The organism is Sulfurovum sp. AR, from assembly GCF_000296775.1.
Taxonomy (GTDB): Bacteria; Campylobacterota; Campylobacteria; order Campylobacterales; family Sulfurovaceae; genus Sulfurovum; species Sulfurovum xiamenensis.
The window spans coordinates 244572-258810 of the sequence record NZ_AJLE01000001.1; the positions used below are offsets into that span (position 1 = coordinate 244572).

13 protein-coding genes are annotated in these 14239 nt (G+C 41.3%); 7 read left to right on the top strand and 6 right to left on the bottom strand.

Features of this window, described 5'->3' with window-relative positions; genetic code table 11:
- Nucleotides 1-42 precede the first annotated feature (42 nt).
- Genes SULAR_RS01240 through SULAR_RS01265 form a run of 6 tightly spaced genes read left to right on the top strand, consistent with a single transcriptional unit; the run spans nucleotide 43 to nucleotide 5215 of the window.
- Nucleotides 43-1146 carry a peptidase M42 gene (locus SULAR_RS01240; RefSeq protein ID WP_238536342.1) on the top strand — a complete coding sequence of 368 codons (1104 nt, stop codon included), beginning with the start codon at nucleotides 43-45 and terminating at the stop codon, nucleotides 1144-1146.
- 13 nt (nucleotides 1147-1159) lie between these two features.
- Nucleotides 1160-1570 carry a RimK/LysX family protein gene (locus SULAR_RS01245; protein ID WP_008242125.1) on the top strand — a complete coding sequence of 137 codons (411 nt, stop codon included), beginning with the start codon at nucleotides 1160-1162 and terminating at the stop codon, nucleotides 1568-1570.
- Nucleotides 1570-2496: a 30S ribosomal protein S6--L-glutamate ligase gene (gene rimK, locus SULAR_RS01250; protein ID WP_008242128.1), complete on the top strand. Its 927-nt coding sequence runs from the start codon at nucleotides 1570-1572 to the stop codon at nucleotides 2494-2496. Before SULAR_RS01245 ends, rimK begins: the two co-directional genes overlap by 1 nt.
- Entirely contained in the window at nucleotides 2497-3537 is a 1041-nt protein-coding gene (locus tag SULAR_RS01255) for a succinylglutamate desuccinylase/aspartoacylase family protein (protein ID WP_008242131.1), read from the top strand. It abuts the gene before it with no gap.
- A 31-nt stretch (nucleotides 3538-3568) separates the two neighbouring features.
- A complete protein-coding gene (ppk2, locus tag SULAR_RS01260; protein ID WP_008242132.1) occupies nucleotides 3569-4381 on the top strand; it encodes a polyphosphate kinase 2 in 813 nt (270 codons plus the stop codon).
- A 36-nt stretch (nucleotides 4382-4417) separates the two neighbouring features.
- Nucleotides 4418-5215 carry a CorA family divalent cation transporter gene (locus SULAR_RS01265; protein ID WP_008242134.1) on the top strand — a complete coding sequence of 266 codons (798 nt, stop codon included), beginning with the start codon at nucleotides 4418-4420 and terminating at the stop codon, nucleotides 5213-5215.
- Between the two features lie 74 nt (nucleotides 5216-5289).
- Here the strand turns inward: SULAR_RS01265 and SULAR_RS01270 are convergent, their stop codons facing one another.
- The 6 genes from SULAR_RS01270 to SULAR_RS01295 form a co-directional block, all read right to left on the bottom strand.
- Nucleotides 5290-6525, bottom strand: coding sequence for a glutamate-5-semialdehyde dehydrogenase (locus SULAR_RS01270; RefSeq protein ID WP_008242137.1), 1236 nt, complete (start codon nucleotides 6523-6525; stop codon nucleotides 5290-5292).
- A gap of 2 nt (nucleotides 6526-6527) precedes the next feature.
- Nucleotides 6528-6845 carry a pyrimidine/purine nucleoside phosphorylase gene (locus SULAR_RS01275; protein WP_008242140.1) on the bottom strand — a complete coding sequence of 106 codons (318 nt, stop codon included), beginning with the start codon at nucleotides 6843-6845 and terminating at the stop codon, nucleotides 6528-6530.
- Nucleotides 6846-6861: 16 nt separating this feature from the next.
- Complete coding sequence (locus SULAR_RS01280) at nucleotides 6862-7629, bottom strand: pyrroline-5-carboxylate reductase (RefSeq protein WP_008242142.1); 768 nt, start codon at nucleotides 7627-7629, stop codon at nucleotides 6862-6864.
- Complete coding sequence (gene proB / locus SULAR_RS01285) at nucleotides 7629-8408, bottom strand: glutamate 5-kinase (RefSeq protein WP_008242144.1); 780 nt, start codon at nucleotides 8406-8408, stop codon at nucleotides 7629-7631. The genes SULAR_RS01280 and proB overlap by 1 nt, the downstream gene beginning before the upstream one ends.
- 121 nt (nucleotides 8409-8529) lie before the next feature.
- Nucleotides 8530-10002: a sodium/proline symporter PutP gene (gene putP / locus SULAR_RS01290; RefSeq protein ID WP_008242146.1), complete on the bottom strand. Its 1473-nt coding sequence runs from the start codon at nucleotides 10000-10002 to the stop codon at nucleotides 8530-8532.
- A gap of 2 nt (nucleotides 10003-10004) precedes the next feature.
- On the bottom strand, nucleotides 10005-13589 hold the full coding sequence (locus SULAR_RS01295) for a bifunctional proline dehydrogenase/L-glutamate gamma-semialdehyde dehydrogenase (RefSeq protein ID WP_008242147.1): 3585 nt from the start codon (nucleotides 13587-13589) through the stop codon (nucleotides 10005-10007).
- 300 nt (nucleotides 13590-13889) lie between these two features.
- Between SULAR_RS01295 and SULAR_RS01300 the strand changes: the two genes are divergently transcribed.
- On the top strand, nucleotides 13890-14228 hold the full coding sequence (locus SULAR_RS01300; protein ID WP_008242156.1) for a MerR family transcriptional regulator: 339 nt from the start codon (nucleotides 13890-13892) through the stop codon (nucleotides 14226-14228).
- Nucleotides 14229-14239 lie beyond the last annotated feature (11 nt).

A 14239-nucleotide genomic window follows, 5' to 3' on the forward strand; every position in this document is an offset into this window, starting at 1 on the left:
TGCAATAATTAGTTTTAATTTCATGAAAGAAAGCAGGGTATTGTGTTTAAGAGGATCTTTTTAAAACATATGCAAGAGACTGGCGGGGAACCCGAAGAGATAGGCCGTTTTCTTGATATACTGAAACAGCTTATACGAACACCTTCTGTTGTAGGGGCTGAACACTCTTTTTTCCTTTACTTGAAAAGAGAACTGGAAGAGAGAGGGATCAGTGCAACGCTGTATGAAGGCTTACTTGTAGCAGAAGGATCTGAACCTGATAACGGTATGATCTCTGCGCATATTGACCGTCATGGTCTTATCTGTACCGGTCCCAATGAATTCCAGTATGCAGCCTTTATTGCACAGAACAGAGGAGATCTGACAGGAGATTCTGTGGCTGAAAAAACCTATAAGGATATTATAGGACGTTTTATGAATCAGCGTGTTCAAGCCTATGATCCATGGTCAGGTGCGTACCTGGGGTTAGGGGAGATAGACAGTGCCTATATGTGTGAACGCAGATTGAACCTTCTTTTTAAAGTAAAAGGACTGGAACATTTGTATGCGGGTACACCTGTAGCCTATGTGGATACACTTACTTATGAGGATGGGTATCTTTCTGCACAACTCGATAACGTACTGAGTGCAGCGATCATTCTTTTTTTATATGAGAGAGGATACCAGGGGCGCGCTTTTTTCACTGCACAAGAAGAGGTAGGGAAGAGTTGGCGGTATTTACTTGAATGGTTCAGAGGACATGATCTCTCAACCGATTCCTTATTGGTGCTTGATACCAGTCCATATCCCGGAAGGATTGCTGCAGAGGCACAGCATATCGTGTTGAGGAATAAAGATGCAAATGCCACTTTTGTTTCACCATTGACGAAACAGATCGAAACCATTTGTGATGAGTTCTCGATAAAATACGGATACAAAGATGCATTTATAGAGGATCTCAACAGAGAGTTCTTGGCGCAAGGAAAACCCCTTTATTCTCTAGGAAGTACGGAGATGGGACGCTTGGCAAAAGCGAGTGACGGCTCCATACAGGGAACAACATTTCAGCTTCCTACGACAGGGTATCACACGACGGCAGAAACAGTCTCTCTGGAATCCATTGAGAAAGCACTGAAAATATTGGAAACAATTTATTTGAAAGTATAGAAAAGGAAAGAAGATGGAAGTAATAGGATATATAGAAAGAGTGGATCTTCCAGGACTGGAACTTTTTGCTTTGGATGCCAAGATCGATACAGGCGCGGACTCTTGTTCTATGCACTGTGATGACATTGAAGTAGAGGGTGAGAATGTTATTTTCACCCTGCATGATGAAGTGCATCCTGCCTATCATGGTAAAAGGCTTACTTTGCCCATATACAAGGTCAAAAATGTAAAAAGTTCCAATGGCAGTATTGAAGAGAGAATATTCGTGAAATCAATGGTGAAATTGGGCTGTAAAACCTATGAGGCTGAGATCTCACTGACCAATAGAGAAAATATGAAGTATCCTATGCTGATAGGAAGACGTTTCCTATCACATCACTATTTGATAGATGTTTCTCATAAATATATTACAAAGGATAAATAATGACCGTTTACATACTTTCTAGAAATATAAATCTCTATTCAACACAAAGGTTGATAGAGGCAGCTGAAGCAAAAGGATGGAATGTACGTGTCATAGATTATTTGATGTGTACGATCGAGATCGTGAAGGGAGAGCTGTTAGTGATTTATGATGGTGAATTGTTACCGGTACCAGACGCTATCATCCCTCGTATTGGCGCAAGTCGAACGTTTTACGGCACAGCGATGGTGCGTCACTTTGAAATGATGGGAGCTTTCAGTGTGGCGGGTAATCTTGCGATCGCAAGATCCAGGGATAAGCTCAGAAGCCTTCAGGTGTTATCTATCAATGATGTTGATATGCCAAAAACAGTGTTTGCATCCAATAAAGCCAATGCGAAAGATGTGATCAAACTCATCGGAGGGACCCCTTTGGTACTTAAGATCCTTGAAGGAACTCAGGGGGTCGGAGTGGTACTTGCAGAGACACAAAAAGCAGCACAATCAGTATTGGATGCTTTTTATGGCATGGATGTGAGTCTTTTGGTGCAGGAGTTCATCAAAGAGGCTGGGGGAGCAGATATCCGTGCATTTGTCATCAATGGCCAGGTGGTCGGGGCGATGAAACGCCAAGGTGCAGAAGGTGATTTCAGATCCAACCTTCATCAGGGAGGAAGTGCAACTGCACATAAACTCAGCCGTAAGGAAAAATCTACGGCGATCGCTGCTGCAAAGGCAATGGGACTGGGTGTATGCGGTGTAGATATGATCCCTTCTGATCGTGGTCCATTGGTGATGGAGGTGAACTCATCTCCTGGACTTGAAGGTATTGAAAAAGCGACCAATGCAAATATCGCAGGGAAGATCATGGATTATATTGAAGCCAACATTAAACCTACGGATAATAAAAAACCACCGCGTCGCAGAAAAGATAATATTGGGGCATAAATGAGACATAATCCTTTTATCTTAGGTGGTGAAGAGATACCTAGAGGTACACAAAGACGTGTAGAGATAGAGTTGCCAAGTTTTTACGGTACACCTACGTCTCTTACAGCCTATGTGATCCGCGGTAAAAAAGCGGGTCCAACGGTTTTCATTAGTGCAGCCATTCATGGAGATGAACTCAATGGTATAGAGATCATCCGTCGTCTTCGTCAGCTGCATTTGCTTACCAAACTTAAAGGTACATTGATACTTGTTCCTATAGTGAACATTTACGGAGCCATAAACCTTTCGAGGTATCTACCTGACAGACGTGACCTGAACAGAAGTTTCCCGGGTCATTCCAAAGGAGCGCTTGCCTCACGTCTGGCAAAGACCTTTTTTGATGAGATCGTATCCCAATGTGATCTGGGGATCGACCTGCATACGGCCAGTATTCATAAGGACAATCTCCCCCAAGTGCGTACCAATATCGACAATGAATATACTTTGAGACTTGCCTATGCATTTGAAGCACCTGTGATACTACATTCGGAATTAAGGGATGGATCTTTACGTGCTGTAGCACAAGATAAAGGGATACCGATCTTACTGTATGAAGCGGGAGAAGCTTTGAGACTGGATGAAAAATCCATTAAGATCGGGGTAAAAGGCATTATCAATGTACTCAGGGCTAACGAGATGCTGCCGGTGCGTGTCAAAAAAAGCAGTCGCATTAAGCCTGTGTTGACAAAAAACAGCAAATGGATACGTGCGCACGAAAGTGGTATGATACAAACCATTAAACAATTAGGTGATGTAGTGGAAGAGGGGGATATCATTGCACGTATTCATTCATTGTTTGATGATCAAAGCTATGAAGTGGCTGCACCTTTTGATGGTATTATCATAGGAAAAACACAAATTCCTCTTATCCATGAGGGGGATGCAGCGTTTCATATCGCAGCACTGAAAGATATTCAAATCGCTGAAGAGCGCATGGAACCTTTCCATCAGGATGAGACCCTGATGGAGATTCCAATGGTAGATGAGAGGATCGTATAAAAATGACTGTATTGGTATTTAGGAATGTCAGATGCATGAAGAGATCATAGAAAAACTGCGTAAAGAGAATGAGCTCTTACGGCAAACTCATACGGAAGCTGATCTCTATTATGCCAAGATGAAAGAGTTGGAAATATATCAGGCCCAGTTGGTGAAACTCTTGACTGAAATAGAGGAAAAATCCCAAAAAGTGATCGTACTCTTTGAGGGAAGAGATGCGGCAGGAAAAGGAAGTCTTATCGGGAGCATATCCCAATATCTGAACCCTAAGCACTGTCGTTCTGTTGCGCTTGGTAAACCTACGGATGAAGAGAGATCACAATGGTATTTTCAAAAATATATTAAGCATTTCCCACGCGGGGGAGAATTGGTACTTTTTGATCGAAGTTGGTATAACCGTGCCATGGTTGAGCCGGTATTTGGATTTTGTACCCAGAATGAGTATGAACTTTTTTTAGACACGGTGACCAACTTTGAAGATTCCTTCACGAAGCATGGTACACGTCTGATAAAGATCTATCTGAGCGTTTCCAAAGAGATACAAAATGAACGTTTTGAAAAACGTCGTACCGATCCTTTGAGACAGTGGAAGCTCAGTGAAATAGATATGCAGGCCCAGGCAATGTGGAATGAGTTCACACAAAAAAAGAGAATCATGCTTGAACGTACCCATACCCCTGAGTCCCCATGGCATATTATTCGGTCAAATGATAAGCATAAAGCACGTATAGAGGCGATGAAGTTGATATTGAGAGAACTTGATTTCAAAGTAGAGGATTCCACAGTTGATCTGAAGGCTGATGAGAATATCTTAGTCTCTGTCGAGGCTGAAATATTAGGTTGACACTATGGTTTGTAATGACATCTAAAAGGTAAAATTATGACACACGTAGAACATTTGGTCGATACACTGCATCTAGAAGATTTAGACAACCCTCTACACCCCTCTATTTTTGATGACAATGATGAATATGATATGCTTATCATACGTCTTCCTGTCATTACTGAGAAGCTTGAAGCGATCTCCTTAGGGTTTATCATTACAAAAGATGCCAGTTATCTGTTCAATGCTGAAAAGAGTAGACTAGAGGAGCTAGGGAATCGATTTGAAGGGCCGCATCAAAAGATAGATACACTTTTGGACTATCTCCTTAAATCCTTTCACTCCTATCAGGATCAGATTTCCGACATGGAAGAGACACTGTATGAAGATACAGTAAAATCGAACTTTATGACACAGTGGCTTACGTTAAAAAGAGATATTTTACGGGTAGAACGCATCATGCACCGTACTTCAGCTGTCATGCAGGATATGATCCAGTATTATGAGACGGATGGGAGTTTTCCTTTGAACCATTATATAGATATTCATGAGCATTGCGAACGTATTTTACGTTCTGCAACACTGCAGCTTTCAAAACTCGATTATCTCTATAATTTTTATAATACGCGTACCAATGAAAAAATGAATCGTCTTATTTTTCTTCTTACGATTATTTCAGCGGTTTTTCTTCCGCTTAATCTGATCGTTGGTTTTTTTGGTATGAATACAAGCGGTCTGCCATTTACAGAGGGATCGAATGGTACTTTCAGTGTGGTAGTGGGGTTGGTTTTCCTGGTTGTCATCACATCATTAGGTGTGCTTGTCTGGAGGCGTAAAATCGAGTATTCGGAATAAGTGACGGGTTGTCATTGGTTGAGGTACTCTACAGCCTTGAGGGCTGCAGTGAACTGTAGACAAGAAGCAGCAGGTTATTTACGTACCTGTCCGCTACCGTAAATTTTAAACTTATAGGTTGTAAGCCCCTCTATGCCCATCGGTCCTCTGGCATGGAGTTTGTTGGTACTGATCCCCACTTCTGCACCGAATCCAAAGGCACCTCCATCTGTAAAGCGTGTCGAGGCATTGACATAGACTGCTGCAGCATCGATAGCATTCAAAAAGAGTTCAGCCGTAGTGATATTTTCTGTGATAATAGCTTCAGAATGTCCTGAACCAAATCTCACAATGTGTTCAATCGCACCTTCAACCCCATCAACGACTTTAATATTTAAAATATTCGCCAAATATTCTGTATCATAATCTTCATCCGTTGCATGTGCAACTTCTATAATATCTTGTGTTCTACTATCACCTTTGAGCTCGGTGTGTGCCTCATCAAATGCAGTTTTGAGTTGAGGTAAGGCCTCTTTTGCTATGGCAGCATCAACCAAGAGTGTCTCCATAGCATTACATACACCGGGACGTTGTACTTTTGCATTAAGCGCGATCGCTATGGCATTGTCCAGTTTTGCATCTTTGTCGATGTAGGTATGACACTGTCCTTTATCGTGTTTAACCACAGCGACAGTCGCATTCTCCGTGACATGTTTGATGAGTCCTGCACCACCTCTTGGGATGATAAGATCCACATATTTATCCATCTTGATCAGTTTGTCAACTCCCTCTCTTGACGCATCCGGGATGAGTGAGATCAAGGCACGCGGGAGATCGTTCGCTTCTAATACATCTTGAAGTATTCTGGCGATCTCTTCGTTGGAGTTCTGAGCCTCTTTACCCCCTTTGAGTACACAAACATTGGAGCTTTTAAAACAGAGTGCTGCAGTGTCAGAAGTCACATTGGGACGAGATTCGTAGATGATCCCTATCACACCGATAGGGATAGAAACCTTCTGCATGTTTAAGCCATCTTCAGTGATCCATCCGTCCAAGACACGGCCTACAGGGTCTTTCAAGGCTGCTATCTCTTCTATGGCTACTGCCATTGCATCGATGCGGCTTTCATCTAATAAAAGCCTGTCCATCAGTGCAGAAGAGAGTTTGTTCTTTTCTCCATCTTCCATATCTTTTTTGTTCTGTGCTACTAGGGTGCTGGTGTTATCTCTAAGGGCCTGAGCCATTTCCTTCAGTATTCTGTTTTTTTCACGTCCGCTGATGGTCGCTAGAATCCTGCTTGAATTTTTCGCTTCTTTTAGAAAAGCTTCCATTGTTATGCCTTTATATAACTACAGCAGTAATCTGTAACTGTTTTGATCTTCAGATCAAATGATGAGTTGGCCGGTACATTGAAACTCTCAGGGGTGTTTAATGTCCTGAATTTTGTTTCACCCGGAAGTCTTATCTCCAATTCTCCACTCATCATCTCCATGATCTCTGCTTCATTCGTGTCAAATGTATATTCACCCGGCTGCATCACACCTAGGGTCTGTCTATCTCCATTGGGTAAAAAAATAGTTCTACTTACTACTTTTCCATCGAAATATACATTGGCTTCTTTGATCATTGATATGTTTTCTAGTTTTGTCATTTTCTTTCCTTTTTCATTAGTTTTTCTCTTTAAGCTCTTTGGCTTTAGCATAGGCATCACTGACTGCTTCCATCATACCGTGACGCACGTTACAACGCTCTAGTGCAGCATATCCAGCGGCAGTTGTGCCTCCCGGGCTCATCACACCATCTTTTAGGATCGCTGGGTTTTCATGTGCTATAAGGGATGCAAATCCTTCAAAAAGACCTTGTACCAGTACCTGGGCATCCGCACGTTTAAGCCCTTGATTTACTGCACCATCGGCCAGGCTTTCAGCGATCAGTGCCAAGTATGCAGGCCCGCTTCCTGCGACACCTGTTGCGATGTCCAGTTCGTTTTCACTGTTGAGCCATAAACTTCTACCAATGGAGTTAAAGATACTTAATGCACTTTCCTTTAGATCTTCATCTCCTGTGATCGTTGTCATAGATTTAAGATGACTCGCACCTAAGTTCGGCATCGTTCTTATGTATTTTTTTGCTTTGATCTGTGCGCTGAGACTCTCTATGGATGTGCCTGCCAGAACAGAATAAATGGCATCTGCTTCACCCGTTAATTTTGGAGCAAGATCAGGGAGAGAGTAGGGTTTGACACAAAGTACTATATGTTTATTTGATATATCTTCTTTCGCTTCCATCACTTTCGTTGAAATTTGAGGAAGCTGTTCTTGAAGCGCTTGTAAAGAGTGTTTGTTTCTTCCCAGAACCTCTATCTCATAATGTTCAACTAACCCTTCAATAAGCGCCTTAGCCATATTACCATTGCCAATAAATGTTAACTTCATTATTTTTCTTTCTTTTCTTTTTTCGTTGTAAATAGTGTACCTTTATTATGTACACCCTCTATTAAAAATTCTCTAGCAGTTGTCAGATCATAACCATTACATAAAAACATCTCTCTTTTTTTACTCATAATGTAGTCAGCTGCTTTGAGTTTTGTTACGATGCCTCCTGTTGCAAACTGTGAGTTTGGTGTATGTTCCTGTGCCAGTTCTTCTTTTTTTATCTCAGTGACCACTTTTCTGATCTTTGCGTCTGGGTTCTCTTTAGGGTTATCATCATAATACCCATCAATGTCACTTAAGATGACAAGCAGATCAGCACCGGTATAGTAGGTGATGTGTGCAGAGAGTTGGTCATTATCTCCAAAGAGTTGATCTGGCGTTGTTGAAATATCATTTTCATTGACTATAGGCAAAATATCATTTTTCAGTGTTCTGTCTATAATGTCCTGAAATATCTTTGTATGCACTCTTGAGTCAAAATCTTCTTCCGTTAAAAGTATCTGAGAAATAGGCACATCATAAATATCAAATTTGTTTTTATAGGAACTCATAAGTATAGGCTGTCCAACAGAAGCTAACACTTTTTTACTTGTAGGGACACTTCTGTTCAATTTAACTGCTGTATATCCTGCAGCAACTGCCCCTGAAGTCACAAGAATAACTTCATATTGTTTTCTGGCTTCAGCAATTAAAGAGGCTAGGTTCAACATCCTCTCTTTTGCTATACTTGTTGTCTCTGTTAAGACACTGCTTCCTACCTTGATCACTATCCTTTTCATTTTTATCCCTTTTTTTTATATACGGTATAGTTCTGTACTCTTATTGTACTGAAACATCTATCGTTTTGTAAAATTTTTTTGTCCAGTTTTGAAGATCTATGCTAATACGCTTCATTATTTCCTATTCATAGTCTAATCGGTTTTGCACTTCATCAAACTTTTTAGCTATAGAATCCGGGTTCGATGCGCCATATCTACTAAAGAACAAAATAGCTATCCATGAAAAAACAAATCCAGGAAGCAATTCAAAGATCTCAAATATACCACCCTCTAACTCTTTCCAGATGATGACAGTCAAAGCACCCATTACCATACCTGCGATCGCACCGAACTTTGTAATGTTACGGTTATAGAGACTCAATATAATGAGCGGTCCAAAAGCGGCACCAAATCCTGCCCAGGCATATGATACGAGTTTAAGGACACTGGAGTTCTCATCTGTGGATAAATACCATGCGATAACTGCGATCAAGATCACTGTGGCACGCCCGATCCAGACAAGTTCTTTGTTACTGGCCTCTTTATGTAGGATCGCGTGGTATACATCTCTGGTCAGCACAGAAGAGGATACCAGCAGTTGTGAGTCGATTGTACTCATGATGGCCGCAAGTATCGCAGCCAGTAAAAAACCTGCGATCCAAGGGTTAAAAACAAGCTGGGAGAGTAAGATAAAGATCTTTTCACTGTCTGCCAGATCAATGCTGTTCGCTGCGACATAGGCAAAGCCGAAAAAACCGACGCTTAAAGAACCGATGATGGATAAAATCATCCAGCTCATTCCGATGGTTTTGGCTTTATGTGTCTCGTTTTCATCTCTGATCGACATAAATCTCACAAGAATATGAGGCTGTCCAAAATAGCCTAACCCCCATGTAAGCAGTGATATCACAGAGATAAGAGAGACACCGCTGACCATGTTAAGATGTGATGGTTCTAAGGATTCTATCGCTGTGATGGCACTGGTGATCCCGCCAAGTTCAGTGACAACCACGAGCGGTGTGATCACAAGCGCCAGCATCATCAAAATACCCTGAATAAAATCTGTCCAGCTTACGGCATTATAGCCTCCTAGAAAGGTATAGGAAACGATCACAAAACTTCCTATAAGCAGTGCATCTGAATATGCGATGTTAAATGTTGCCTCAAAAAGCTTTGCTCCCCCTACAAGCCCAGATGAAGTATAAAGCGTGTAAAAAATCAAGATCACCACTGCAGTAACCACCCGGAGTATATGTCCGTTATCTTCAAAACGGTTTGCCAGGTAATCCGGGATCGTAATGGAATCGTTCAGATGATGCGTGTAGACTCTAAGCGGCTTTGCGACATAATGCCAGTTAAGATAGGCACCTATAATAAGCCCCACTGCGATCCAACTACCGACGATTCCATCACTATACATCATACCAGGAAGCCCAAGAAGTAGCCACCCACTCATATCAGATGCGCCTGCACTCAGGGCAGTCACACTGGGGTTGAGACCGCGTCCACCTAACACATAGTCACTCAGATCATTGGTTTTAAAGTAAAAATAAAACCCTATTGCCAGCATCACCAGCATATAGCCTATAAATGATATGATTATTTCTATCTGCATATTTAAATCTCCTCGAATTTGATACTTTGAATACCAAGATTTCCGTATCTGTGATAAGAGTTTGAGATACTCTGCTCTATAAAGTAGTGCATCAGTTCAAGTCTGCCGTGAGATACAAAGTTGTCACTGGCTATATAGATCGCTTTATCGGCGATCGCATTGTAGATAGTGTCGCTTACATTATCCGGATGCAGGAATCTTACTCGTTGTACTTCAGGTATCTTCTTTATCAGTGCATCTTCATCATCTCGGGCAAACGTGTCCTCTTGCCCGATAAAAGAGTGCTGTTTGGATTCAAGCCAGATCAGTTCGGCTTTACGAGATCTTTCCGGTATAGAGATATGAAGCTGTGCCCCTATCATCTTGATGGCCATGATTGTTGTGAGTATCTCATCAAGTTCATCTTTCTCTTCGATCCTAAGCAGTACATTCTTCACAGGAAGATAACGGATAATATTGCTCTCTCCCCTGATATGTGCATAGTCATGCTCTTTTAAAAACTCAACCTCGTACCAATGTGTAAAGTGGCACATATGTCTCAGTGCAGCTTCACACTCATCATTAAAAACTGTATCTCTTGTAAGGAGCACTCTCATTTGATCTAAAAACCGGCTTGAACATGATTCATAAAGATTGGTCTCATGATATTCAAGATTCATAAACTGACTGACATAGTTGAAACCGCCTGCTTTTTTACCGCTTCCTATTGCAGATTTTCTCATACCGCCAAAAGGCTGGCGTGTTACGATCGCACCTGTCGTGACACGGTTGATATAGAGATTCCCTGCAATGATCCGTTCTTTCCAGTAATCCTGCTCTCTTTTATCCAAGGATTCTATACCCGAGGTCAAACCGTAGCCTGTTGCATTGACTATGTCGATGGCATCATCCAGGTCTTCAGCACACATGACACTTAGCACGGGGCCAAAAAGCTCATTCATATGACAAAAATCATTTCTCTTTGTTCCCCATCTTACAGATGGTGTAAGCATATAAGGATTGCCTCTGTCCGCGTAATCCGGTTTGACCAGCCACTCTTCGCCCTCAGCAAGATAGGAGAGGGCCTCTTTAAGTTCACCTGAGGGAAGATTTGACAAGGTACCGATCCGGTTGGAAAAATCCCAAACAGAGCCCGTTTTCAGTGATTCGACCGCCTCTTTGATCGTCTGTTTAAATGCTTCATCGTTAAATAGCTCTTTTTCAAGTACCAGCAGTGAGGTGGCTGAACACTTTTGTCCAGAGTTGTGAAAGGCGGATACGATCACATTTTTAATCGCCTGGTCACGGTCGGCTAAAGCAGTGACAATCGTCGCATCCTTACCACCGGTTTCAGCACTCAGTGCTATATCCGGACGGGATTTAATGATGTTGTAAGCCGTCTTTTCACCTCCTGTAAAGATTGTAAAATCGATATCTCTGCTGGGGATCATATGTTCACCTACTACAGAACCGCGGCCTGGGATGAACTGGAGTGTATTTTTACTGATACCTGCATCCCAAAAACATTGACACAAACGGTACCCGCAAAGAATAGAGTCTTCTGCAGGCTTTAAGATGACCGTATTTCCTGCAGCCAGTGATGCGGCGATGCCGCCTACCGGAATGGCGATAGGAAAGTTCCATGGGCTGATCACCAGACCCACACCTTTACCTGTGGCTTCAACACCTGTAAGACCTGATATCTTTGCTACACTGTAAGGGTAAAAGTTTGCAAAGTCTATCGCTTCACTGACCTCTACGTCCGTTTCAGTGAACACTTTTCCCACTTCTGCAGCGGCCACTCCTATAAGGTCTGCTCTTGCGACTCTGATCTCATGTGCTACATCCATCAGGATCTTTTGTCTTTGCTCTACTGTCAGTGTTCTCCAGCCATCCGGGTCTTTTTTTGCTGTTGCAATGGCTTTTTTCATATCTTCATGTGTTGCTTCTGCATAGCGTCCTGCCAGCTTCTTCTCGTGGTACTGGCTCTTGTCTATTACATCCACATGCAGATCTCTTTGCACAATCTCACCGCTAACAACGGGATATGCGTTAAATCCACCTACTTCTCCGATATTCTGCCACTTATTACGGATCTTTTCTGCCCACTCTCTGTTTGCTTGGAGCACAAAGTCTGTATCCGGCTCATTCTCAAAATGATAGCGTTTCACATCAATTGTTTCTTTGACGATCTCTTTATTCCTATCTTGTGTTCTGTAGGGTTTCTGATCAACAGTTGCCATAAGTGCCAGTGCATCGTCGTAACTTTTGACCAAAATATCCCATGCAGGGGTATCGACCTTAAGGCCGAAACTGTGTCGTAAAAAGTTCTGTTCTGCGGTGTTTTCATCAAATCTTCTTACCAGATAGGCGATGGCATTGGTAAAGGTCTCTTTTGTCGCAGTCGGCGCATAGAGGATCACATTCAAACCTTGCTCTTTGAGCACCTGGTAGGCTGCCTCACTCATCCCTTCAAGCATCTCTGCAGTGACATATTTTTCTACTTTTCTCTCTTTGGCCAAAAGCATAGCTAATGCATGGTCAAACAGATTGTGCGATGCGACACCGGTATGTACATAAGGTGCTACGTCCGGGTCAAGTAAAAAGTTCATCGCAATTTTATAGTTTGCATCAGATTCTGCTTTCGAGACGTAGGTGACATTCGGCCAGCCTCTGAGAGATGCTTCGGTCAGTTCCATCTCCTGGTTTGCACCTTTGACTATACGGATCTTGATAGGTGCACCACCGCTTTGCACTCTTTTTTTAGCCCAAGCATAGAGCTCTTTGATATGTATCATAGCATCGGGCATGTAAGTCTGGATCACGATGCCTGCATGAAGGTTTTTATAGGCATCCATCTCTAAAACCGTTTTGAATGCATCGATAGTCATCTGGATATCTCTATACTCTTCCATATCAAGATTGACAAACTTATAGTATTCCTTACCGTCCTTATCCAGATAGGTATTTTCCATGGCGGCACTATACACTTTTTGTAATTGCTCGGATATGTGACGTATGTTGTTCTCATGGGCATGTGGAATGATCTGTGAAAAAAGGTTCGATATTTTAATAGAAAGATAATCGACATCAGGATTTTGAAGCAGTTTGATATATTTCTCTACTCGTTTTTCTGCTTCTTGCTTGCTTAGGACGATCTCTCCGATCACATTGATGTTGACTCTGGTACCCTCTTTTTTTCTTTTGTGCATATGCTTTGAGAGCACAGGATCCTCTCCTTGAATGACAATGGCACTGATATCATTTCTGAGGTATTTGACAAAAAGAGGAATGGAGATGGAAGTAAGATAGATCCCAACATCGCGAAACAGCCAGATCAGGATCTGTTCAAACTGGGAAAAGAAGTCTGTGCTTTTATATTTTTCGAATATATACTCCAGCTGCTCTGCAACCCTGTCAGGATCGTTAGAACGAAAGCTTTGGTCCAGTAGTTCGATAAGGAAAATTTTGTTCACAGGATTTTTCAACATTTTTAACATCATCTCGTGAAAATCTTGCTCTTGACCCTTGCGTGAAACCTGTATTTTCTTTTGCCATTGATAGGCAACTTCTTTTACATCCTGTGCAATTTTTTCTGGTATGTTCAAGTTGTTTTTCTCCCTTTTTAGAATTATTTATCAGCTATTTTTTCATAGGCTATATATCTATTATAGACAGATTTGAATAGTTTTTTAGATTTTTTGGATAAATAATTTCATTTTAATTTTTCACATCATTATATGTAAATATTTAACAAATAATAGGTTAAATATTTACATATAATACGTACTATATTAACATATTTATATTACTAAATACTTAAATAAATTGTTAATATATATAATAAAGTGTATGCTGTTTAATTCTAAATAGTGTAAAATATTATAAACAGATAAAAGGGGAAAACATTGGCATTAGTAGATAATAAAAAAGACATATTGCCATTGAGTAGTATTGCAGAACTCTTAACCACAAAAATAAGAACGCTGAAGATGTATGAAGAGAAAGGTTTACTTCCACCTAAAGAGGAGAATAAAAAGCTCTATTCTATCGATGATGTAAAATTTATTGCTTTTACGCATTATTTGGCTAGTGTTAAAAAAATCAATGCAAACGGTATCAAATATATATTGGAAATGCTGCATACCAATATGGATGAACAGAACAGAGATACTTTTTTAGACCTGGTTGAAAAAAAGATGGAACAACTATCGGGAATTGACATTAAAGATGTGGAGACGATGTAGAACTATTACGA

What these genes read in the sequence shown, in the direction of transcription:
- SULAR_RS01245 (WP_008242125.1), top strand. Translation starts at nt 1,160, where the DNA reads ATGGAAGTAATAGGATATATAGAAAGAGTGGATCTTCCAGGACTGGAA.
- rimK (WP_008242128.1), top strand. Translation starts at nt 1,570, where the DNA reads ATGACCGTTTACATACTTTCTAGAAATATAAATCTCTATTCAACACAA.
- SULAR_RS01255 (WP_008242131.1), top strand. Translation starts at nt 2,497, where the DNA reads ATGAGACATAATCCTTTTATCTTAGGTGGTGAAGAGATACCTAGAGGT.
- ppk2 (WP_008242132.1), top strand. Translation starts at nt 3,569, where the DNA reads ATGCATGAAGAGATCATAGAAAAACTGCGTAAAGAGAATGAGCTCTTA.
- SULAR_RS01265 (WP_008242134.1), top strand. Translation starts at nt 4,418, where the DNA reads ATGACACACGTAGAACATTTGGTCGATACACTGCATCTAGAAGATTTA.
- SULAR_RS01270 (WP_008242137.1), bottom strand. Translation starts at nt 6,525, where the DNA reads ATGGAAGCTTTTCTAAAAGAAGCGAAAAATTCAAGCAGGATTCTAGCG.
- SULAR_RS01275 (WP_008242140.1), bottom strand. Translation starts at nt 6,845, where the DNA reads ATGACAAAACTAGAAAACATATCAATGATCAAAGAAGCCAATGTATAT.
- SULAR_RS01280 (WP_008242142.1), bottom strand. Translation starts at nt 7,629, where the DNA reads ATGAAGTTAACATTTATTGGCAATGGTAATATGGCTAAGGCGCTTATT.
- proB (WP_008242144.1), bottom strand. Translation starts at nt 8,408, where the DNA reads ATGAAAAGGATAGTGATCAAGGTAGGAAGCAGTGTCTTAACAGAGACA.
- putP (WP_008242146.1), bottom strand. Translation starts at nt 10,002, where the DNA reads ATGCAGATAGAAATAATCATATCATTTATAGGCTATATGCTGGTGATG.